Annotated in this window: 21 protein-coding genes and 1 riboswitch; all 21 genes read left to right on the top strand. The window is 46.3% G+C overall.

The genetic code is table 11. From position 1 onward, the window contains the following. Positions 1-20: 20 nt before the first annotated feature. Positions 21-1,688, top strand: a complete 1,668-nt coding sequence (locus PAHA3_RS13735) for a spore germination protein (protein ID WP_062835233.1) — start codon at positions 21-23, stop codon at positions 1,686-1,688. Between the two features lie 103 nt (positions 1,689-1,791). Then, complete coding sequence (gene lysA, locus PAHA3_RS13730; protein ID WP_062835232.1) at positions 1,792-3,123, top strand: diaminopimelate decarboxylase; 1,332 nt, start codon at positions 1,792-1,794, stop codon at positions 3,121-3,123. A 252-nt stretch (positions 3,124-3,375) separates the two neighbouring features. Next, positions 3,376-3,807, top strand: a complete 432-nt coding sequence (locus tag PAHA3_RS13725) for a peptidylprolyl isomerase (RefSeq protein WP_017687646.1) — start codon at positions 3,376-3,378, stop codon at positions 3,805-3,807. Positions 3,808-3,943: 136 nt separating this feature from the next. Then, positions 3,944-5,233, top strand: coding sequence for a hypothetical protein (locus PAHA3_RS13720; protein ID WP_235599440.1), 1,290 nt, complete (start codon positions 3,944-3,946; stop codon positions 5,231-5,233). Positions 5,234-5,406: 173 nt separating this feature from the next. Further along, positions 5,407-5,573: riboswitch (FMN riboswitch) on the top strand. 329 nt (positions 5,574-5,902) lie between these two features. Then, positions 5,903-7,006 (top strand): bifunctional diaminohydroxyphosphoribosylaminopyrimidine deaminase/5-amino-6-(5-phosphoribosylamino)uracil reductase RibD, encoded by a 1,104-nt coding sequence (gene ribD, locus PAHA3_RS13715; protein WP_062835230.1) that lies wholly within the window; start codon positions 5,903-5,905, stop codon positions 7,004-7,006. A gap of 60 nt (positions 7,007-7,066) precedes the next feature. Further along, a complete protein-coding gene (gene ribE, locus PAHA3_RS13710; protein ID WP_062835229.1) occupies positions 7,067-7,735 on the top strand; it encodes a riboflavin synthase in 669 nt (222 codons plus the stop codon). Between the two features lie 32 nt (positions 7,736-7,767). Then, positions 7,768-9,000 (top strand): bifunctional 3,4-dihydroxy-2-butanone-4-phosphate synthase/GTP cyclohydrolase II, encoded by a 1,233-nt coding sequence (locus PAHA3_RS13705; protein ID WP_017687650.1) that lies wholly within the window; start codon positions 7,768-7,770, stop codon positions 8,998-9,000. A gap of 102 nt (positions 9,001-9,102) precedes the next feature. Then, positions 9,103-9,570, top strand: a complete 468-nt coding sequence (gene ribH, locus PAHA3_RS13700; protein WP_017687651.1) for a 6,7-dimethyl-8-ribityllumazine synthase — start codon at positions 9,103-9,105, stop codon at positions 9,568-9,570. Positions 9,571-9,674: 104 nt separating this feature from the next. Beyond that, positions 9,675-10,475, top strand: a complete 801-nt coding sequence (locus PAHA3_RS13695; RefSeq protein WP_017687652.1) for a segregation and condensation protein A — start codon at positions 9,675-9,677, stop codon at positions 10,473-10,475. Further along, positions 10,444-11,100: an SMC-Scp complex subunit ScpB gene (gene scpB, locus PAHA3_RS13690; protein WP_062835228.1), complete on the top strand. Its 657-nt coding sequence runs from the start codon at positions 10,444-10,446 to the stop codon at positions 11,098-11,100. Before PAHA3_RS13695 ends, scpB begins: the two co-directional genes overlap by 32 nt. A gap of 412 nt (positions 11,101-11,512) precedes the next feature. Further along, positions 11,513-12,244 (top strand): DUF2953 domain-containing protein, encoded by a 732-nt coding sequence (locus tag PAHA3_RS13685; protein WP_062835227.1) that lies wholly within the window; start codon positions 11,513-11,515, stop codon positions 12,242-12,244. A gap of 144 nt (positions 12,245-12,388) precedes the next feature. Continuing rightward, the gene (gene ytfJ / locus PAHA3_RS13680; protein ID WP_036607830.1) at positions 12,389-12,871 is read left to right on the top strand and encodes a GerW family sporulation protein; all 483 of its coding nucleotides are present in this window, start codon (positions 12,389-12,391) and stop codon (positions 12,869-12,871) included. A 131-nt stretch (positions 12,872-13,002) separates the two neighbouring features. Then, positions 13,003-14,190, top strand: a complete 1,188-nt coding sequence (locus PAHA3_RS13675; protein ID WP_062835226.1) for a D-alanyl-D-alanine carboxypeptidase family protein — start codon at positions 13,003-13,005, stop codon at positions 14,188-14,190. Between the two features lie 31 nt (positions 14,191-14,221). Further along, on the top strand, positions 14,222-14,848 hold the full coding sequence (locus PAHA3_RS13670; protein ID WP_062835225.1) for a nucleoside recognition domain-containing protein: 627 nt from the start codon (positions 14,222-14,224) through the stop codon (positions 14,846-14,848). A gap of 6 nt (positions 14,849-14,854) precedes the next feature. Next, positions 14,855-15,388 (top strand): spore maturation protein, encoded by a 534-nt coding sequence (locus tag PAHA3_RS13665; protein ID WP_062835224.1) that lies wholly within the window; start codon positions 14,855-14,857, stop codon positions 15,386-15,388. 63 nt (positions 15,389-15,451) lie between these two features. Beyond that, complete coding sequence (locus PAHA3_RS13660; protein ID WP_062835223.1) at positions 15,452-16,270, top strand: S1 family peptidase; 819 nt, start codon at positions 15,452-15,454, stop codon at positions 16,268-16,270. A gap of 195 nt (positions 16,271-16,465) precedes the next feature. Beyond that, positions 16,466-17,215, top strand: a complete 750-nt coding sequence (locus PAHA3_RS13655; protein WP_062835222.1) for a pseudouridine synthase — start codon at positions 16,466-16,468, stop codon at positions 17,213-17,215. A 134-nt stretch (positions 17,216-17,349) separates the two neighbouring features. After that, a complete protein-coding gene (locus PAHA3_RS13650) occupies positions 17,350-17,877 on the top strand; it encodes a redoxin family protein (protein ID WP_017687661.1) in 528 nt (175 codons plus the stop codon). 14 nt (positions 17,878-17,891) lie between these two features. After that, complete coding sequence (gene resB / locus PAHA3_RS13645) at positions 17,892-19,565, top strand: cytochrome c biogenesis protein ResB (protein WP_062835221.1); 1,674 nt, start codon at positions 17,892-17,894, stop codon at positions 19,563-19,565. After that, positions 19,562-20,824, top strand: a complete 1,263-nt coding sequence (gene ccsA, locus PAHA3_RS13640) for a cytochrome c biogenesis protein CcsA (protein ID WP_062835220.1) — start codon at positions 19,562-19,564, stop codon at positions 20,822-20,824. The genes resB and ccsA overlap by 4 nt, the downstream gene beginning before the upstream one ends. Positions 20,825-20,961: 137 nt before the next feature. Further along, complete coding sequence (locus tag PAHA3_RS13635) at positions 20,962-21,678, top strand: response regulator transcription factor (protein WP_017687664.1); 717 nt, start codon at positions 20,962-20,964, stop codon at positions 21,676-21,678. Positions 21,679-21,729: the final 51 nt, after the last annotated feature.

Below are 21,729 nucleotides of genomic sequence, written 5' to 3'. Positions count from 1 at the left end.
TGGCCATAGGAGGATGGAAGATGGATGAACGAACAGAGCACACAGGCCAGGAAAATAGTGAAGGTATAACGGAAGAGATGTTACACAAGTCTGCTTATGAGATTCAGAAGGAAGAAGAGGAGAAGGCGTACAATAAGAAAAAACAAAATGAGATGTCCGACAGCATTGAGGAATCGGTGCAATATTGGCAGGAAAACGATGATATCTCCCCACGCATGAGTGAAAATAGATATACGCTACAACAGGTGCTGGGACTTGGTGAATCCTTCGACGTTAATATGAGGGAAATGGTTCTGGGTGGCAAACACGTTGGATTGCTGATGATTACCGGTTTTGCGAAGGATGAGATTTTGCTTGAAGTGTTAAAAAGATTAACCTATCTCACGCCGGATGACGTGTCCGGACACGCACTCAAATCCTATTTTGAATGTTATATTCCCCATATTCAGGTAGAAAAAGTTGACAAGATGAGTGCTGTCATCAACAAGGTTCTTACCGGTATGAGCGCAATGTTCGTTGAAGGGGATCGCTCGGTCCTAATTATGGATACACGAAGTTACCCGGTTCGTTCACCGGAAGAACCTTCATTAGAAAGGGTAGTTCGGGGTTCCAGAGATGGCTTTACCGAGACGCTCCTGACCAACGTAACATTAGTACGTCGCAGAATACGCGACCCTGGACTGAAGTTTGAAATCATGCAGGTGGGGCGAAGAACACAAACGGACGTCTGCGTGGTGTACATTGATGATATTGTGGATAAAGTGCAGGTGGATTCAGTCCGGGAAAAAATTCAGCGAGTGGATATCGATGGTATTCCCGCCGCCGACAAGCAGTTGGAGGAAGCGATTATCAATAAGGGATGGAATCCGTTCCCACTCGTTCGTTATTCGGAACGACCAGATGTTACAGCTTCCCATTTGCTGGAAGGGCGAGTCGTCATTTTTGTAGACACTTCCCCCAGTGTGATGATTCTGCCTACGACCTTCTTCGATCTGTGCGAGCATGCGGAGGAGAACAGACAGACAGCCTTGATGGGAACGTATTTACGATGGGTTCGTTTTGCAGGGATTCTTATCTCGTTGTTTTTGCTACCGTTATGGCTGCTCATGGTTATTGATCCTTCAATCAAACCGATGGGACTCGACTTCATTGGCCCGCAGGAAAATGTAAAGCTGCCGCTCATTCTCCAGTTTCTCCTAATCGAACTTGGCGTCGATTTATTACGGATGGCAGCAGTTCATACGCCTACACCTCTGGCATCGGCCATGGGCTTGATAGCGGCCATTCTAGTCGGGGATATCGCCGTGAAGACAGGATATTTTGTCAATGAGGTTGTACTCTATATGGCCATAGCAGCCATCGGTATGTTTGCCACGCCAAGTTACGAGCTGGGTCTCGCCAACAGGCTGGTCAGGTTAGTTCTGCTCATTGCCGTAGCGATATTCAAGGTTCCGGGGTTGGTCGTGGGCAGTACATTGCTCATACTGGCACTCACCGTTCATCGGTCGTACAATTCTTCGTATCTCTGGCCTTTTATACCGTTTAATGCAAAGGCCTTGGGCAACTTTTTATTCCGGCTTCCGTTGCTGGAAAATAAAAAACGTCCATCATTTAATAAGACACGTGACAACACCAAAATGTCCGATGATCCGGACGGAGAACTGCGAAAAAGTAAAAAACACAAATGATCTTCCGAAAAATCCATTCATCTCGCTGCCTAATTTGATATACTGGTGTAAAATCATTGGAATAGCAATTGTTCCAGTATATAAAAAGTGAGGAATGCAGATTATGTATTTACATGGTACAAGTAAAATAAATGCGCAAGGACATCTGGAGATTGGCGGAGTCGATGCAACAGATCTGAAAGAACAATTTGGAACTCCCCTGTACGTTGTGGACGAGCAATTGGTTCGCAAGCGTTGCAGAGAGTACATGGAAGCATTCCGTGCTTCCGGACTGGGCTTCCAGGTTGCTTACGCAAGTAAAGCATTCTGTGTAATGGCGATGTGTGCCCTTGCAGCTGAAGAAGGACTTTCCCTGGATGTTGTTTCTGACGGTGAACTGTTTACTGCTTTGCAAGCAGGATTCCCGGCTGAGCGCATTCATTTCCACGGTAACAACAAAACGCTGGAAGAGATCGAAATGGCTCTTGATGCAGAGATCGGATGCTTTGTTGTTGATAACTTCAATGAATTGCATCTGTTGCAGGCTGTAGCAGCGGACAAAAATCGTAAAGTAAACATTTTGCTTCGTGTGACGCCTGGGGTTGAGGCACATACGCATGAATATATCTCCACTGGTCAGACGGATTCCAAATTTGGATTCGATATCGGCAATGGTACAGCATTTGAAGCGATTGAACTGGCTTCCAAGCAGTCTAACCTGGTATTGCTCGGTGTACATTCCCACATCGGTTCCCAGATCTTCGAAGTTGAAGGCTTCCAGATGGCTGTTCAACGTGTTGCTGAATTTGCAGCAAGCGTATATGAGCGTCTTAACGTTGCTTTCAAAGTGGTTAACCTTGGTGGTGGATTCGGAATCCGTTATATCGATGGAGATACGCCGCTTGAAGTTGCGCAATACGTGAAGGCTATTACAGATGCCGTTAAAAATCATTTTGCTCAAATCGGCTATGCCGTACCTGAGATCTGGGTTGAACCGGGCCGCAGCATCGTGGGTGAAGCGGGAACAACACTGTATACCGTTGGAACAAGCAAAGACATTCCAGGTGTGCGTAAATATGTTGCCGTTGATGGTGGTATGACCGATAACCCACGTCCTGCTTTGTATGAATCCAAGTATGAAGCTGTGCTTGCCAACCGTGCGAATGAAGCTGCTCAGGAAACGGTATCCGTTGCGGGTAAATGCTGCGAGAGTGGTGATATGCTGATCTGGGATCTGGACTTGCCAAAAGTGGAAAGTGGCGATCTGCTCGCTGTAGCTTGCACAGGTGCGTATAACTACTCCATGGCGAGCAACTACAACCGGATTCGTCGCCCAGCCGTTGTATTTGTCAAAGACGGTCAAGGAGATGTTGTGGTACGTCGTGAGACGTATCAGGATATCATCCAGAATGACTTGGTACCAGCGCGCATTGGCAAACAGCCAGTAACTCGCTAATTCGTCAAAAGATAATGCATTTGTTTCTGCATTGTTCAGGATATATGGATTTCACAGTCAAAGCAGATGAAAAGGGACCTTCCTTTTTCGTCTGCTTTTTGTATGTTCGGACTAAATTATGAAAAAAGTTGCCGTTTTTTTTGCGATCCAGACATTTTCGGTGTACACTAAGAAAAGTGCTGTAATGCTTGGCCCAGGGTCATGCGTTCTTGCACCATTAACGATGGTCAATACGAAAGGAGTCATTTACATATGGCGAAACAAGCGAAAATTAAATTGGCAAACGGCGGAGAAGTTCTGATCGATCTGTTCGATCAAGAAGCTCCAAACACAGTAGCAAACTTTGAGAAACTGGCTAACTCCGGTTTCTACAATGGTCTTACATTCCACCGCGTTATCCCGGGCTTTGTAGCTCAAGGTGGATGCCCTAACGGTAGCGGTGCAGGTGGCCCAGGTTACACAATTAACTGTGAAATCAACCCGAACAAACATGAGCGCGGAACACTTGCTATGGCACATGCTGGCCGTAACACAGGTGGAAGCCAGTTCTACATCTGCTACCAACCGCAACCACATTTGGATGGACAACATACTGTATTTGGTAAAGTAACTAAAGGTATGGAGTTCGTGGACGCTTTAGAAGGTAAAGACAAAATGGAAACTGTTGAAGTTGTAGAAGCTTAATACCTTCAGCTTTACTGGATCCAATTATGAAGTGCTTCTTTTATAGAAGCACTTTTTTTATTTTTCATATGTCACGTATTCGAAATCGATGATTGGAAAGGATGAATGAACCTTGGATACGGTTACTCAGCTAAGCTTGTTAAAACAAATTTACAGTGAGCGCACGTTGTGGGACGAAGAACTGCAAGCATCGCGACATGTCGTTCCGGATAGTGTATCCGTACAGGACCGAGAAGCTCTTGAGGCAGCGGGGCATGAACCGAATCGGTTTGTGCGTCCGCAACATGATGAAACGATTACTGAGCTGAAGAAACTTGCGAATCAATGGACGATAGAGGATGCAGCACAGGCTTTTGTCTCTTCTTTGTGGTCAGCACCCATGATCTGGCGCTCGCTTCTTACGAGCAAGCTTATTGCAAGCAGTATGCCAGAGCATGAACACACGCCTTATCCATCTTCGAGCACTTGTAAAATCTGTGGATTAAGCGTAGATCAAGCAACCGACACGACGCTGCAATGGTATTGGCGCATGACCAATGGAACCCCGTTGGACGGTGATCCCTTTGGACAAGTACTGGCACTTCGAGAGCTGTCTACGGCGCAGGAGCTTCCGATACCAAATGAATACGACCGCTGGACATTCCGTGCGATATTAACGGTGTTGCGCGAATTACCTCCACAAACACGCTACAGCAAGGCAGCACTAGCGCTTAAGAAGGAACGTCTTTTGCCTACCCAAAAAGAATATGCCTACCGTGACTTGCTTGAGACGTTAGCTCTGATTGGCATACTGGATACGCCGGAACATCCCGGAATGATAACTCAATTTACGACTTACATACAGCGTGACGAACGTCCCAATGTGCGGGTTGAAGTGCAGGCGCCTCTGGCATGGTGTGACTCATCTGTCGGAATCAATGAGAACAACCTGAACAAGATATTCCATGATTTTGATCTGGTTAACATTTCTCTTGCGGATAAGCCTAAAGAGAATCCAGCAGTAAAGGACACAATCTTAGGTGCATTGGAGAAAAAGAGAAGTGTTCGCGGGAAAGTGCCAAAGGCATCTCCTGATGCAGGTACCGGGGAGGTACAGTCTGGAGATGTGTATGCTGTTCGGGTTCGGGAAGGTGTGTGGGTAACAGTATACTGTCATGAAGTCAGAGACAAACGTGTCATCGTCGAATATCTGGATGGTGTCTTTCCAGAGATGCCGGCAAAAGCAAATTTACATGGGACGTTTCGACCGAGACAGAATGGTCGCTGGAAATGCTCCGCTATAGCGATCGATTCGACAAGTTGGGTCAGAAGAGTGGCAAGAGAGTTTCCGCTTCCCACTTCGTCCCTGCAAGAACCTGATCGCATTCCATTTCATAATGCCAAAGAATTAAAGCATATGGCGAGCTGGTGTTTTCCTGATATGTAGAATGATGCGATGGATGGTTAGATGTGAAATGCCTCCAAGCAAAAACCGTACCTCCTTGGAGGAAGCGGTTTTTTGTTGTTTCTTAGCTTATTAAAAGTTAGTATGTGACAAAAAGGAACAAAAAACAATTGATTTTTTGGCATTAAAGTGCTAACATCCAATTAATAACGAAAGCAATCCTTCAGGGCAGGGTGCAATTCCCTACCGGCGGTGATGCAGGAAGTGTAAGGACACAAGTCCAGCACTTGATGCAAAGTCCGTGACCTGTCTGCCTGTGGCAGATGGCTGATCTGGTGTAATTCCAGAACCGACAGTATAGTCTGGATGGGAGAAGGAGAGGTGCAGACCTAACGGGTTTGCATTCAGCAGGAGTATTGCTGCACAGTCACTATTCGTGATGTATTGCACTGTGCAGGGAAGATCCGGGTACGCCGGACCGTTCCATACATATGCCACACTATAGAAGCTCTTTACCTGTAATTGATGTTATTAAGGTATGTGTCTATTTTCACTTGCCCGAAATGAAGTTTTGGGCAAAGTGTTGGCGTGCTGTATCCATTTCACTCCTGTTGTTGACATTTGTCTCTCATCATCCCCATCGAACTGATTGTTCGACGGGGATTTTTTTCATAATTAAGACTAAGACTTTAAACCGCGGGGTGAACGGATTTGGAAATGATCAATGATGAATTTTATATGGCACTGGCACTTGATATGGCGGAACGAGCACAGGGGCAGACAGGAATTAATCCGGTCGTTGGATGTGTAGTTGTGAAAGAGGGACGTATAGTAGGCCTGGGAAGCCATCTGAAACGTGGAACCGGTCATGCGGAAGTGCATGCACTGAACATGGCAGGAAGCGACGCAGAAGGCAGTACGGTATATGTTACACTCGAGCCCTGTAGTCATTATGGCAAGACGCCACCTTGCAGTGAACGCCTGATTCATGAAAAGGTGAAACGTGTTGTCGTATGTTGTGAAGATCCAAATCCGCAAGTATCCGGTAAGGGCATAAGCATGCTCCGTCAACAAGGCATTGAAGTTGAAGTTGGTGTACTGCGTGAGCGTGGAAGACGTATGAATGAAAAATTCATTAAATTTATTACAACTGGCCTGCCTTTTGTGACGCTGAAGACGGCTACCACTCTGGATGGCAAGATTGCTACTCGCAGCGGAGACAGCAAGTGGATCTCCAACGAGCCAGCTCGTGAGATTGTGCATGCCCTTCGTCATCGTCACCAAGGCATTATGGTTGGCGTCGACACGGTGATCGCCGATAATCCGGAGCTTACAACCCGTTTGCAAGTGGAAGGCATTAGTCCGGTACGCATTGTGGTGGATTCCAAGCTACGTCTTCCAGTAGGTGCCAAAATGGTTAAGGATGGTCTTGCTCCAACATGGGTACTGACCACAGACGAAGCCAGTCCTGAAGCTGCTGAACGTTTGGAAGCTTACGGTGTTGAAATTATACGCTGTGGTCCTGGACCACGTGTGGATCTGTTAAGCGGACTTAGCAAGCTGGGTGAGCGTGAGATTGGTTCGATTTTGCTTGAAGGTGGAGGCACCCTGAATGGAGCCATGCTGGAGGCACGGTTGGTTGATCGACTGCTCATGTTTATCGCTCCGAAGATTGTGGGCGGCTATGATACACCTGGAAGCTTCCGCTTCGAGGGTGTGGAACGTATGAATCAGGCGATTCAATTGAATCAGCTGGAAATCGAACAAGTTGGAGATAATATCAGCATTGGCGGTATTCCGGTGTGGCCTGAATAGATAAATGAACTTGAAAGCAGTAAGTTAGGGTCCTTAGAAATGAACAAGGGAGGCGGCAGCATGTTTACCGGTTTGGTGGAAGAAGTCGGTCAGATTCGGCGTATTGGTCGGAAAGGCGAAGCGATGGTCCTGAATATCGGAGCTTCCGCCATCATGGACGATTTGAAGATTGGCGATAGTGTGGCAGTGAACGGCGTATGCTTAACTGCGACAACGCTGGAAGGTGGAGGTTTTACCGCCGACGTCATGCCTGAAACGTATCGTCATACCAATCTCAGTCAGTTGCAATCTGGAAGTAAAGTTAATCTGGAGCGAGCCATGCAATCAGGTGGCCGTTTTGGCGGACATATCGTTCAGGGTCATGTCGATGGTACTGGAGTGATCGGCAGTATAACTCGTGATCAGAACGCGATTGTATTTGAGATCAAACCTGATGATCACCAGTTGTTCAAATATCTGATCCCCAAAGGATCAGTTACACTGGACGGCATTAGCTTGACCGTTGTCCATACGTCACAGACCGCATTCACGGTTTCCATTATCCCACATACGATTGGTGAGACTGTACTAAATGTGAAAAAGACAGGGGATACCATCAATATCGAATGCGACATTTTGGGGAAATATGTGGATCATCTGCTGCAGTATGGGAGAGGGCATCAAGAGACGGGGGCTAGCAAGCCGCGAAGTATCAGTGAGGATTTTCTCGCCAATCACGGATTTGCATAAATAGAGAGCAGAAATAAACTGGAGGTGGACCAATGTCAGAACAATCCATTCTAGACACGATAGAAGAAGCCATATACGATCTCATGCGTGGTAAACCCGTCATTGTTGTAGATGATGAAGATCGGGAGAATGAAGGCGATTTTATTGCTTTGGCCGAAAAGGCGACACCTGAAGTCATTAATTTCATGATTACTGAAGGTAGAGGTCTGGTCTGTGTTCCGATTACACAACAACGTGCGGATGAACTTAACCTGAAACCCATGGTTCAACAAAATACGGATTTTCACGGAACAGCTTTCACCGTCTCTGTGGATCACAAAGATACCACAACAGGTATCTCGGCACATGAACGTTCCATTACAGTAAAAGGTCTTATCGATCCTGAAGCGAAAGCAGGGGACTTCCGCAAACCTGGTCACATGTTCCCGTTGATTGCAAAAGACGGCGGTGTGCTTCGGCGCGCCGGACATACGGAAGCGGCTGTAGACCTCGCTATCATGTGTGGTTCCTACCCCGCAGGCGTGATCTGTGAAGTGATTAAGGAAGATGGCACGATGGCCAGACTTCCGGATCTGCAGGAGATTGCTCGCAAGCATGATCTGAAGCTGATCAGCATTCAGGACATGATTCGTTACCGTAACGAAAAAGAGCAGCTGGTTCAACGTGAAGTGGCTGTACGTATGCCAACAGACTTTGGTGAGTTTCAAGCGGTGGCCTATACAAACGCTGTGGACAACAAGGAGCATGTGGCTCTAGTCAAAGGGGAGATTGATGGCTCCAAACCTGTACTGGTGCGTGTACACTCTGAATGTTTGACAGGAGATGTATTCCATTCTCATCGTTGTGACTGTGGTCCGCAGTTTGATGCGGCACTCAAACAGATCCATGAAGAAGGCAATGGCGTGCTGCTCTATATGAGACAGGAAGGTCGGGGCATTGGACTGATCAACAAACTCAAAGCCTACAAGCTGCAAGAGGAAGGTCTGGATACGGTGGATGCAAACCTGAAGCTGGGCTTTGCAGCCGACTTGCGTGATTATGGGATTGGTGCCCAAATTCTGAAAGACCTTGGGGTTCGTCAGATCAGACTGCTGACAAACAACCCTCGTAAAATCAAAGGCCTTGAAGGGTATGGACTTGAAGTCGTAGAGCGTGTCGCGATCCAGATGGAGGAGAACGAGGATAATACCGTTTATCTTCATACCAAGCAAGCCAAGCTTGGGCATATGCTTAAGTTTGATGATATCGAGCAGAACGAAGAGTAAATGCGTTGTAGATGAAAAACGTTTACCATGTAATTTATGGAAGTGATTACTTAGGAATTTCTGTTGCTTACATTATATTATACCGTTAGGGAGATGACTTGAATGCCACAATTTTTTGAAGGACATTTAGTATCAGAAGGATCAAGATATGGAGTTGTTGTTGGACGTTTTAACGAATTCATCACGAGCAAATTGCTTAGCGCAGCACTTGATGCATTCAAACGTCACGGCGTGCAGGATGATGAAGTGGATGTAGCCTGGGTTCCAGGTGCCTTCGAAATCCCTTTGATTGCGCAGAAAATGGCGGAGAGCGGCAAGTATGATGCGGTGATTACCCTGGGAACCGTTATTCGTGGATCAACTACGCATTATGATTATGTGTGCAACGAGATGGCTAAAGGGGTAGCAGCAATTAACCTGAAAACAGGCGTGCCTACAATCTTCGGTCTGGTTACCACTGAGAATATTGAACAAGCGATTGAACGTGCCGGAACCAAGGCGGGTAACAAAGGTTGGGATGCAGCTACGGCAGCAATTGAGATGGCAAACTTGACGAAACAGCTAAAATAGTGCTTATTTAATAGTAGTGCCCTGCTTTGCGCAGACGAAAACGGGAAACCGGATTCGGACGGCTTAGCAGGGTTTTGTATTTTTCTGGCGGGAGGATTCGTCTAGTGACGGTAGTTACATACAAACTGGAGACTTTTGAAGGGCCTTTGGATCTGCTGCTTCATCTGATTGATAAGGCTGAAATTCATATCCAGGATATTCCCATCAGCGATATTACCGATCAATACATGGCGTATCTGCATTCGATGCAGGAACTGGAACTGGATATTACGAGTGAATTTCTGGTCATGGCAGCAACGCTGCTGTCGATCAAGAGCAAACTTTTACTGCCCAAACCACCGGTAATTGAGGATTTCGAGGATTATGATTATATGGAAGAAGAAGATTATGATCCACGTGCAGAGCTGATTGCGCGTCTGATAGAATATCGCAAGTACAAGGGAATTGCGCGTCATCTTCATGAACGGGAGTGGGAACGCAGCCTTATTTTTTCCAAAGAGCCCGAGGATCTGCGCCCCTATATGCCTGTAGAAGCCCCTTCTAACCCGGTTGAGGGATTACACACCTCTGACCTGATTGCTGCATTTCAGAAGGCGCTACGCAAGGCTGAGAAGCGTACAACTGTAACCCGGATCAAACGGGATGAAATATCGGTTAAGGACCGGATAAGGGATGTCATCGGCGCTTTGGAAAGTATGGGGCCGGGAGGCAGACTTTTATTCTCGAAGTTGATGGATGAGCATATCTATCGCCATGAGATTGTCGTGACTTTCTTGGCGGTGCTGGAACTGATGAAGATGAAGCAGATTGTCTGTTATCAGGAGCGGATGTTTGAGGATATCGTTATGGAGTGGAGAGGGGAAACAAAGAATCATGGATTTTCCGAAATTGAAATCGATTATTGAAGGCCTGCTGTTTTTGTCCGGAGAAGAAGGTCTGAGTATCAAACAAATTGCCGAGATCGTTGACCAGCGAGTGGAGCTTGTAACGGACGCGATTGAGGAGATGATTCATGAATTTTCTCAGCAGGGACGGGGTGTACAGATTCTCAAGATCGCTGGTGTAGTTCAGCTGGGCACTTTGCCTGAGCATGCTGTGTATTTTGAGAAACTGGCGTACTCTCCAGCACGAACCTCGTTATCCCAGGCGGCTCTGGAGACGTTGGCCATCGTGGCGTACCGGCAGCCGATTACCCGGGTAGAGATTGAGGAGATTCGCGGTGTGAAATCGGAGCGGGCTATTCATACACTTGTGAATAAGGATCTGATCATTGAAGTGGGACGAGCCGAGGCGATCGGACGACCAATTCTGTATGGAACGACCAAGTCATTCCTGGATTATTTCGGCTTGGCTTCAATTAAAGACCTTCCGGAACCTGGCTTGTTCGAAGATTCGGAGAACCTGGAGGAAGAGACACAACTGTTATTCAACAAACTGGATCTGCAACAACTGGAACCTGAAAGTGCTGATCCGGCGGATGATCTAAATCATATCGACAACGAAGACGATAATACGGATTCTTCACTTTAATTTGCAGGCTCATACTAACCGACACCCATCAGTGGAGTCGGTTTTTTTGTGCCTTTTTTTATAAATTGAACTAAACATTACACATAACGGAGAGGACAGAAATAATCTGAAGAAACGGAGTGTTCGCCTAAAAGCTTTCTGAAAGAAAGCTGCATCGGAAGCATAGGCTTATCCTCGGATTTACCCTTTAGAAAAGGGAATCAAAAAAATCTGGGGATAACAGCGATCAGAAGGTTATTCTGTCATCGGAGTGACCAGTGAAACTAATCTTTAGTCCAATTTGTTTATATAAAAGGTTTAGGACCGGTTCCATACAAATATGAAATGGGATTTTTAGGTCAGACGTGAATTTTTTCCTATCCAGAGTGCCATACTAGACGAGAAAAGAATTGAGGGCTTGGAGGTAAGGCCTGTGTGGATTTGGCTTGGAGGAATCGGTTTATTGTTCGCATTGCTGATTGCCGCAGTCCTCATCTCAAATGTTCATGTACATTTTACATTCAGTAAACATAAAAGTGATGATTATGCCAATATTAATGTTCGTCTTCTTTATGGAATTGTACGGATTAACTATGAAATCCCGAGTATTGTTTTTCGCAATATGAAGGAAGGTTTCCTGGTCAAGACCGAACAATCCATGAATCATTCCAGAGGGGAAGCCCAGGGAAGTGAACGGGTTAACAAACGTAAGGTCAAGAAATGGACCAAAGATGTAAAAGTTATGCTAAGGGCGACCGATGCGCTCAAGCTGTGGCTCAAGCAAACACTCACACGTGTACATATGACTCAATTGTCTTGGTCTACCCACATTGGTGTTGGTGATGCAGCATATACAGCGGTGCTGACGGGCTGGGTGTGGAGCATCAAATCCATTATCATTGGTTTTCTCACTTATCAGATCCGTTTCGATGATACGCCCGTGCTTCAGGTTATGCCGGTATGGTCAGACGAAATGGAGTTCAGAACAGAGCTTGATTGTAGAGTGAAGATTCGGATTACAGCCCTTTTAGTTGCTTGCGTTACGCTACTTACCCGTGTGCTCCAAGTTGAAGGCGGATGGCGGATGTGGTTCAAACTTCTTCAGGAACAGCGCCGCAGGCATAAGGAGAAGCAAAAGAATAAGCTTAGTGGGAACACGCTATAACTGTCCATCACAGCTACTTTGTTTTGAAAAGAGTTGTGAGTTCGGTGAGTGTACTTAAAATGCTTATTTACATAAGTCCCTTCAAGTTTGGGGATGATATGGTTAGATCAAACCTAGCTTACATTGAAACTGGAGGGAATTTAAATGTCAGATCATCCAATTCAAGGCTTAATGGAAACCGCAATGGAAAATATCAAGGCCATGGTGGATGTCAATACAATTGTTGGCGATGCAGTCGAAACACCAGATGGTACCGTGATTTTGCCAATCAGTAAGGTGGGATTCGGATTTGCTGCCGGTGGTAGTGATTTTCACGTTAATGGAGAAAGTAGTGGCAAAAGTGGTGCTACGGGTACCTCTGCTGAGCATGCGAGTTCGGCTAAAGTGGCTTCTCCGTTTGGTGGCGGTAGTGGCGGCGGTGTATCCATACGTCCTATCGCGTTCCTGGTGGTAGGTAAACAGGGGGTACACATTGTGCCACTCGATAACTCCACACATCTGTTTGAGAAACTCATTGACTCCACCCCTTATGTTTTGGACCGAATTCAAGGCATGTTCCAACGGAATACAACACCAACGAATACTACAGGTGTACCCGTTACACCAGATCCATCAACGTATAGCTGAATCATTTCGTCATGATCCCTCCCGCATCCCAGCGTGAGGGATTTTTTGCTGTTTTTGCCCTATGGGACATACTCCAAGTTGTCCGGACATAAGATAGTACAAGATTCCAAGTGACCCGGAGGAATGAATTGATGCGAAAAATAACGAAAGTCATTGCATGCATGCTTATCCCTGTCTTCTTGCTGTCTTCATTAGGGGTTACTCAAGCCCAGGCAACGATTCAAGGTCCATCTACACATGCACAAAGCGCTGCTCTCATTGATGTCACATCAGGCCGGATCTTATACAGCAAGGACGGGGATAAGGAACTGCGAATTGCCAGCTTGACCAAGATCATGACGGCAATCGTAGCGATTGAACACAGCAAGCTGGATGAGAAAGTTAAAGTCACTCCCTCGGCATTTGCCAAAGAAGGATCATCTCTCTACTTGAAGTTAGGCGAAGAAATGACGCTCGAAAACATGCTATACGGGCTCATGCTCCGTTCAGGCAATGACGCGGCGTCAGCGATCGCGGAACATGTGGGTGGTTCGGAAGATGGTTTTGTGCTGTTAATGAACAAAAAGGCGGAGCAAATCGGCCTGACGCATTCTCACTTTATGAATCCTCATGGACTGGATGCAGAAGGTCACTATTCTACAGCCAATGATTTGGCACGATTAACAGCGTATGCGTTGCACAATCCGGTGTTCAAACGTATTGTAGCCACGGAGGACAAATCCGCACCTAACCCGAATGAAAGCTGGGAATACTCCTGGCACAACAAAAATAAAATGCTGCGAATGTATGAGGGTGCGGATGGTGTGAAAACCGGATACACGAAAAAAGCCTTCAGATGTTTGGTCAGTTCCGCTACACGTAATGGGCAGCAGCTCGCTGCAGTAACGCTGAACGATGGAAACGATTGGAACGATCATGCTCGGATGCTTGATTTCGGGTTTGAATACTTTCCGTTGGTAGAGGTGGCCAAACAAGAGCAGCCTGTGCAAAATACTGATGTCGTTACAGGCCGGGGATTTTGGTACCCACTGGCTAAGAGTGAGCAAAGCTCATTGACCAAGAAGTTGATTCTGCACCAGAATCGAGCACAGTCAGAAACGGAAGGCAAGGGACCATCAACAGATCCTTCGTTCGGGTTGGCGGGTCGCATTGATATGCAGTTAGACGGCAAACTGGTGGGCTCGATTCCGGTATATCGCAAAGGTAGTTTTATTCCTCCTGAGCCGAAGACAGAAGAGGCTACAATGGGTGGAATCGGCAATGTCTCTTCCTGGGCAGCTGCATGGCGTGCCGTGTTAAGTCACCTGTTATCTCCTTAACTAAATCACCTTTGAAGGGAGGATGTAACCCATGATCAATCTAATTTGGCTACTCATGATCTTAATCGGATTTGCTTTTGCGGCCATCAACGGCAATATCGAAGTGGTCACGCAAGCCGCTTTCGATGGAGCGGCAACGGGAGTCACGGTCTGTTTTGGACTGATCAGTGTGCTTGTGTTCTGGATGGGCATGATGAAAATGGCTGAAGATGCCGGTCTCCTAGCCCGGATCGCTAAGCTGCTGGGTCCGGTTGTTGGTTTTCTATTCCCCGATGTGCCCAAAAATCATCCGGCGATGGGTTATATTCTCTCCAATATGAGTGCCAATCTGCTAGGGTTAGGAAATGCGGCTACTCCGATGGGAATCAAAGCCATGCAACAACTGCAAGAGCTTAATCCGGACAAACAAACGGCTTCTCCTGCCATGTGCACCTTACTGGCTCTGAATACGGCGAGCATTACCATTATTCCAACAACGCTGATTGCGATCCGGTTAAACTATCATTCCGCAAATGCTACAGAGATTGTGGGAACAACACTAATGGCTACCATTATCGCTACACTTGCTGCCATAATCGCCGATCGCTGGTATCGAAACAGGGCATTACATAAACCGCCGCGCATACAGAAAAGTGGCAATCCCGGCATGAAAGGATGAGCACCCTTGTTAACCTTCATCAACTGGATCTCTGTCTGGGCCATCCCGGTTATTATCGCGTTTGTTCCATTATATGCGTTTACCAAAAAGGTCCCGGTATACGAATCCTTTGTTGATGGGGCCAAAGATGGATTCTCTACTGCAATTAGCATAATCCCGCATCTCGTGGGCATGATGGTCGCAATCAGCGTCTTTCGTGCCTCGGGTGCACTGGATTTTGTGATTAGCCTGTTAGCTCCTCTTGTATCCTGGATGGGTGTACCGGGGGAAGTCTTGCCACTCGGGATTCTGCGTCCGTTGACCGGGACAGGCTCCCTTGCGTTTACAACCGATCTGATCAAAACCCATGGCCCTGACTCCATGATTGGACGCATGGCATCTACCATTCAGGGAAGTACAGATACCACGTTATACGTGCTGACTGTCTATTTTGGGGCTGTAGGCATACGGAACGGTCGGTATGCGCTCAAAGTGGGGTTGTTTTCCGATGTCGTTGGTTTTATTGCTGCGCTCGCCATTTGTTTGCTCGTTTTTGGTTAAAAGATATCTCCTTTCCTTCCGATATATTAGATATGCTAGAATAATAGCGGAGGAGAGTGAGACATGCAGAAGAGTTGGAAACGAATGCTCCGTGTCGGAATGTCAGGCGTGCTTGCCATTGCAATGCTCGCAGGGTCAACGGGGCTGGCGGCGGCTCAAGCCGTTCAGACGATACATTTTACAGGATACTTCGACAAACAGCTGCGTGCACAAATGGCGGTCACAGCGGATTCTTTTCCAGTCGTGAATGTACGTTTGGTCAAGCAGAATGAACCTGATATGGTATATTATGATGTTGGTACCTCGATACTGATCTCCAAGGATGAAGTGCTCACGAATTACCATGTCGTTCAGAGTTATGCTGAACTGTCTGATGGCGATGAAGGCACACTGACTGTTGCTAGTCCGGGTTCCTTGGGTCAGCCTGTAAAGGCGAAGATTATTAAGACAGATCCGGTCACAGACATGGCATTGCTGAAGTTGGACAAGGAGATAGACGCCAAACCGGTCACGTTCACGAACGCAAGGGATAACCAGGTCGTCTACACCATTGGATTCCCCAAAAATCCTGCTGGTGATCTGGTCATTCTGGATGAAGATTTCCCTTCAACCTACAATACGATAGCGAAAAGCCGGGTGTTCAGCTCCCAGGCTTCGGATGTTCCAGGCAAGAAGGGAATCGGCAGTATTGTGAAATCCATGGCACAAGGTAATTCAGGTGGCCCTGTTCTGGATCAGAATAACCGGGTAATCGGCATGATGACGTTTGTGTATGGTGGACGAACCTATTATATTACTTCCAAAACATTGCAGTCTTTCATTAAAGATAGCACCACGCCTGCCAAAAAGCAGGTTGCGGTTGCCGGTAAAGTTTCCAATTAAATGATTTAGAAAAAGGCTTATCTTTATGCCATCTGTGTTCAACAGGTAGTGTAAGGGTAAGCCTTTTTTGCATCATTCTGAAGAAGGAAGGTAGGCTAAAATGGATATTTGTGACGCCAGTTTACAAAATCCTTGGATAATCCTTGTGATTTCCCTGCGTGATGGGTATCATTAGTGTGAGGTGACATGACAAACATGGAAAGATTACAAAAAATTATCGCACAGGCAGGCATTGCATCCCGCCGTAAGAGCGAGGAACTGATCCTGTCCGGCAAAGTAGAAGTTAACGGGGAGGTCGTAACCGAACTGGGTACGAAAGCGAACCCCGAAGAGGATATGATTACGGTTAATGGAAAACCGATCCGCAGTGAGAAAAAAGTGTACTTGATGTTGAATAAGCCTAAAGGCGTTATCACAAGTGCATCTGACCCGGAAGGTCGGAAAATTGTATCCGACTACCTGAAAGGTGTCAAGGAACGTGTATACCCTGTGGGTCGTCTGGATTATGACACGGAGGGCTTATTGATCCTGACAAATGATGGTGAGTTTGCACACTTGTTGACGCATCCGAAGCATCACGTACCCAAAACGTATCATGCAACGGTCAAAGGTGTGCCGCATGGTACAGCTCTGGAGAAATTAAAGACAGGCATTATGCTGGATGACGGCATGACTGCTCCTGCAGAGGTAGAGTACAAAGATGTGGATACAGCGGCCAATGAGTCGGTGATCTCCATTACGATCTATGAAGGGCGTAACCGTCAGGTTAGACGTATGTTCGAGGCGATCAACCATCCGGTAACCCGACTGAAACGGATTTCGTTTGGTGGTATTTTGCTACAAAACCTGAAACGTGGTTTGACACGCAATCTGACCAAAGAGGAAGTCAACAACCTGATTACACTCGCACAATCAGAACCAGCCAAAAAAATGAAAAAAAGGTAATGTGAGGACACATAATTTTCATAAAACCGCCGCAGTTTTGTGACGAAGTTCGCTATAATTGTTCATAGGATGTTCACAGTTGTCTTAGACCAATAAAATGCGAATGCAACAGTCACTTAAAAGGGGAGCAGCACATGGGGAAATCAAGAAGAACGGTGCAAATCGTCATTTTGTTATTGATCCTGGTGTTGGGCGGATATGCGATTACCACATCGGTATCCGGCTCGAATGGCAAACCAAAGGAAGGGGACAAGTCTCCTTCTTTTGAACTGCTGGGCCTGGATGGTCAAGTTCATACGTCTGATGAGTACAAAGGAAAAGCCATGGTGATCAATTTCTGGGGCACCTGGTGTGAACCTTGTGTTAAAGAAATGCCTGCACTTCAGGCGCAAGCTGACAAATGGAAGGACCAAGGAGTGCAATTTGTGGGGATTAATGTTGGGGAAGATCAGATGACCGTGGATAATTTTGTACGGCAGGTTGGAGTTACGTTTCCAATCATGCTGGACCGGGAGAAAAACTCGGTTCGTGATTTCGGGATCTCTCCGATGCCAACGACATTCTTTGTATCCGACACGGGCAAAATCTCTACCATTCATATCGGGCAACTTGATTTGGACACACTTGACGCTCAAATTTCGCAACTGGCGAAGCAGCCCTGACAGGAGGTCTATTCGTGTTCCAAAATACCAAATGTGAGTGTGGACACCAGAATCCGGTAGGCACTGTGCTATGTGAAGCATGTGGGAAACCGCTGCTGGAGGCAGAAGCTAAATCGGATGAAGTGCTTGAAATGCGCTATGATGGCATGGCGCGCCGTTCACAGCGGAGTAATCCCAATATCATTGACCGCATATGGAACTTTTTTTCATCCGTCAAAATTGCCGTCTATATGATTGTCTTTACGCTTGTAGGCTCTATGCTTGGCACGATCTATCCGCAAGAAAGTACATTCTTGAATATTGATCCTTCCGTGTATTACAAAGAAACATACGGTCAGTTGGGTCACATTTATTATCTGTTGGGTCTATCCCATACATACGAATCCTGGTGGTTTATTCTACTGCTGGTGCTGATTGGTGCATCATTGGTGATATGCAGTCTGGATCGCGTCTTACCGCTCTATAAAGCACTGAATAAACAGAGAATACGCAAACATACGCAATTTTTGACAAGACAGCGTCTGGTGTACCAAGGTTCCATTGAAGAGGCACCAGAAGACTGGATTAAGAAAGCGGTTACGCCGCTGAAAAAGAAAGGGTACCGTGTGCACACGCAGGGTGATGCATTACTAGCCGAGAAACAGCGATTCAGTCGATGGGGCCCATATGTTATTCATATCGGACTCATTATATTTTTGCTGGCGGTGCTCGCACGAGGACTTCCTGGTCTGAACCTGGACGAGCATGTCGCTTTTCCTGAAGGTGAGATCAAAAAGATCCCGAATACGTCGATGTATCTGCAAAATGAACAGTTTAATGTTGAATTCTACAGCGAGGAAGAAGTACCAGAGCAATTCCGTAACCTGAATAAGACCGTTCCAAAACTGTTTGAAACGAAAGTTGTTTTGTATGAATGTACAGCGGATTGTTCAGATCTCTCGAAGAAACCTCAGTTAGCTGAGGTAGCGAGGCATGATGTACGGGTGAATCATCCATTGAATTATAACGGTCTGAAAGCCTATCAGTTTGATTATGATCTGACACCCACCATTCGGTCCGTAACACCTGATCTGGTCAATACCAAGACGGGTGAAGTATACGGTGCAATTAAAATCGATATGGTAGATACCCAAAGAACTTTTGAAGCAGGACCTTATCATCTGACGGTGAAAGAGAAGTTTATGGATTTTGGGTTGGATGAGAATGGTCAGCCCAAATCAAAATCGCCTTCACCTAATGCACCTGCTTTTCTCTTTCTCATCAAAGGACCGGATCTGCCTGAAGAGGGGATACAATATCTTTATTTTGCGAAGCAGATTGATAAACAAAGGTTTCAACAGGATGCGATTAACGAACAGCTGATTGGAACAGAGATTCCTTTACAACTGGAAGTAGACAGCATGGACAAAGTCGATATTATTCAGTCCGTAAGTTATCTCAATATACGAGTGGATAAGGCAATGCCTTTTGTATGGGTAGGAGCCGGTATTGTCATGTTGGGTCTGATCATGGGTTTTTATTGGCATCATCGCCGCATCTGGATTCGTTTTGATGATAAACAGCTTACCTTGGGTGGACATACCAACAAAAACTGGTTTGGCTTCAGGCGTGAAGTTGCAGCAGTGTTGAAACAGATGAATCTGGAAGTGGAAGAGAAGTCGTTGGATAACGGGGGGAACCAAGCATGAGTTTATTGGATTTCAGCAGCGACGCATTTATCGTAGCTTTCTTTCTCTATTGTGCTGCATTCTTGTTATATGCTGTCGCGGTAATGGGCAAAAAATGGAGTAATCGTGATCCTTTGGACCATATGAATCGCTGGGGTAAAAGAGCTTTTATTGCTTCTACTGTCGCTTTGGCGGCGCATATCGTATTTTTTGTAACCCGATGGGCTGGGGCAGGTCATATCCCGGTTAGTAACATGTACGAGTTCATGTCTTTTCTCTCCATGATGATCATGGTTGCATTTATTGTTGTTTATGCCATATACCGCAAGTCATTACTTGGTTTGTTTGCCTTACCACTTACCATCATTATTATGGCGTATGCCGCTGTATTTCCCCAGGAGGTACAACCATTAATCCCGGCACTTCAGTCCATCTGGCTGAAAATTCACGTGACGTTGGCCGCGCTTGGTGAAGCGTTCTTCGCCGTAGGTTTTGCTGCAGGATTCATGTATTTGCTACGTACCGTTGATTTCAGTGGGAAAGACAAGTCTTCAAGACGCCAACGGGGATGGGTTGAATTCACGCTGATTACCATTGTCGTAGTCATCGGATTTATCGGAACGGTATTTGCCTTTCGTGCCGCTGGTTACGAGACGGTTTTTGTACAGAAAACGGTCAGCATTGACACAGAGGTACAGGAAAATAGTACAATAGAGAAAGTGATTTATCGCATGCCTCCGATTTTTGCACCATATAATAGCGAAGTGGAGAGCATGACACCGTTTCTTGGCATGAAAAAACCTTTACTTGAGACGCCTTCCTGGATGAACGGGGTAAATGCCGGGCGCAAGCTGAATACGGTGGTTTGGTCACTTATTGTAGGTCTGATCCTGTATGGAATTGTACGACTTCTTGTGCGTAGACCACTTGGACAAGCGTTACAGCCGATGATGGATGGAATCGATGCCGATGATTTGGATGAGATTAGTTATCGCGCGATTGCCATTGGTTTTCCGATATTTACGCTGGGAGCATTAATCTTTGCCATGATCTGGGCTCAGATTGCCTGGAGTCGCTTTTGGGGCTGGGACCCCAAAGAGGTGTGGGCATTAATCACATGGCTATATTATAGTGTGTATCTGCATTTGCGTTTATCCAGAGGTTGGCAAGGTCAAAAGTCTGCATGGCTTGCAGTTCTTGGCTTCCTGGTCGTTATGTTTACGCTGGTTGGAGTGAATCTGATCATTGCCGGATTACATTCTTACGCTGGAGCGGACTAGGACAACTCGTATTGCAAAGGTTGGTTTAGAAGCGGGAAACACAAATGTACCTTTTTATTGAAGGGTATTCAAATATTGTTCGCCAGATCGAACATAATAGAAGTGATGAGGAGTTATTGCAAAGGGGCTGGAGAGGCATGGCTGAACATGAGAATCGAATACTGGTCGTGGATGACGAAGAGAGAATCCGCAGGCTTTTGAAAATGTATCTTGAAAAAGAAGGTTATGAAATTGATGAAGCCGAGGATGGAGAAACTGCGCTGCGTAAAGCAACAGCAGGTGACTACGGACTAATTTTGCTTGATGTGATGTTGCCGGGTATGGATGGCGTTGAAGTATGTACCCGTCTTCGTCAGGTGAAATCAACGCCGGTTTTGATGCTTACTGCAAAAGGGGAAGAGATTAACCGGGTTCAGGGCTTCGAAGTTGGCGCTGATGACTATGTAGTAAAACCATTCAGCCCGCGTGAAGTGATTTATCGCGTAAAAGCGATTTTGCGTCGATCTTCTGCAACGGCATATCTCTCCAAGGAGAGTAATTCGAGTAACAACATTGTGTTCCCGCATCTGGTTATTGAGCATGATGCCCACAGGGTAACCGCTGGCGGTGAAGAGATCAGTCTTACACCAAAAGAATATGAATTGCTACACTATCTGGCAACATCTCCAGACAAAGTTTTCTCCAGAGAAGAACTGCTCAAAGATGTATGGAATTACGAATTCTTTGGCGATCTTCGTACCGTGGATACGCACGTGAAGCGTCTTCGCGAGAAACTTAACAAGGTATCGCCTGAATCGGCGGCCATGATTACGACGGTGTGGGGTGTGGGTTATAAACTGGAAGTACCGAAATAGTTTTAATTTCTGGAGATCGCTGGTCGGGAAGTTATGGATCACTATTATCTG

Origin of the sequence: Paenibacillus amylolyticus (genome assembly GCF_001570725.1) — a bacterium.
GTDB classification, from domain to species: domain Bacteria; phylum Bacillota; class Bacilli; order Paenibacillales; family Paenibacillaceae; genus Paenibacillus; species Paenibacillus amylolyticus_A.
This window is presented reverse-complemented; position numbering and strand designations above follow the sequence as displayed.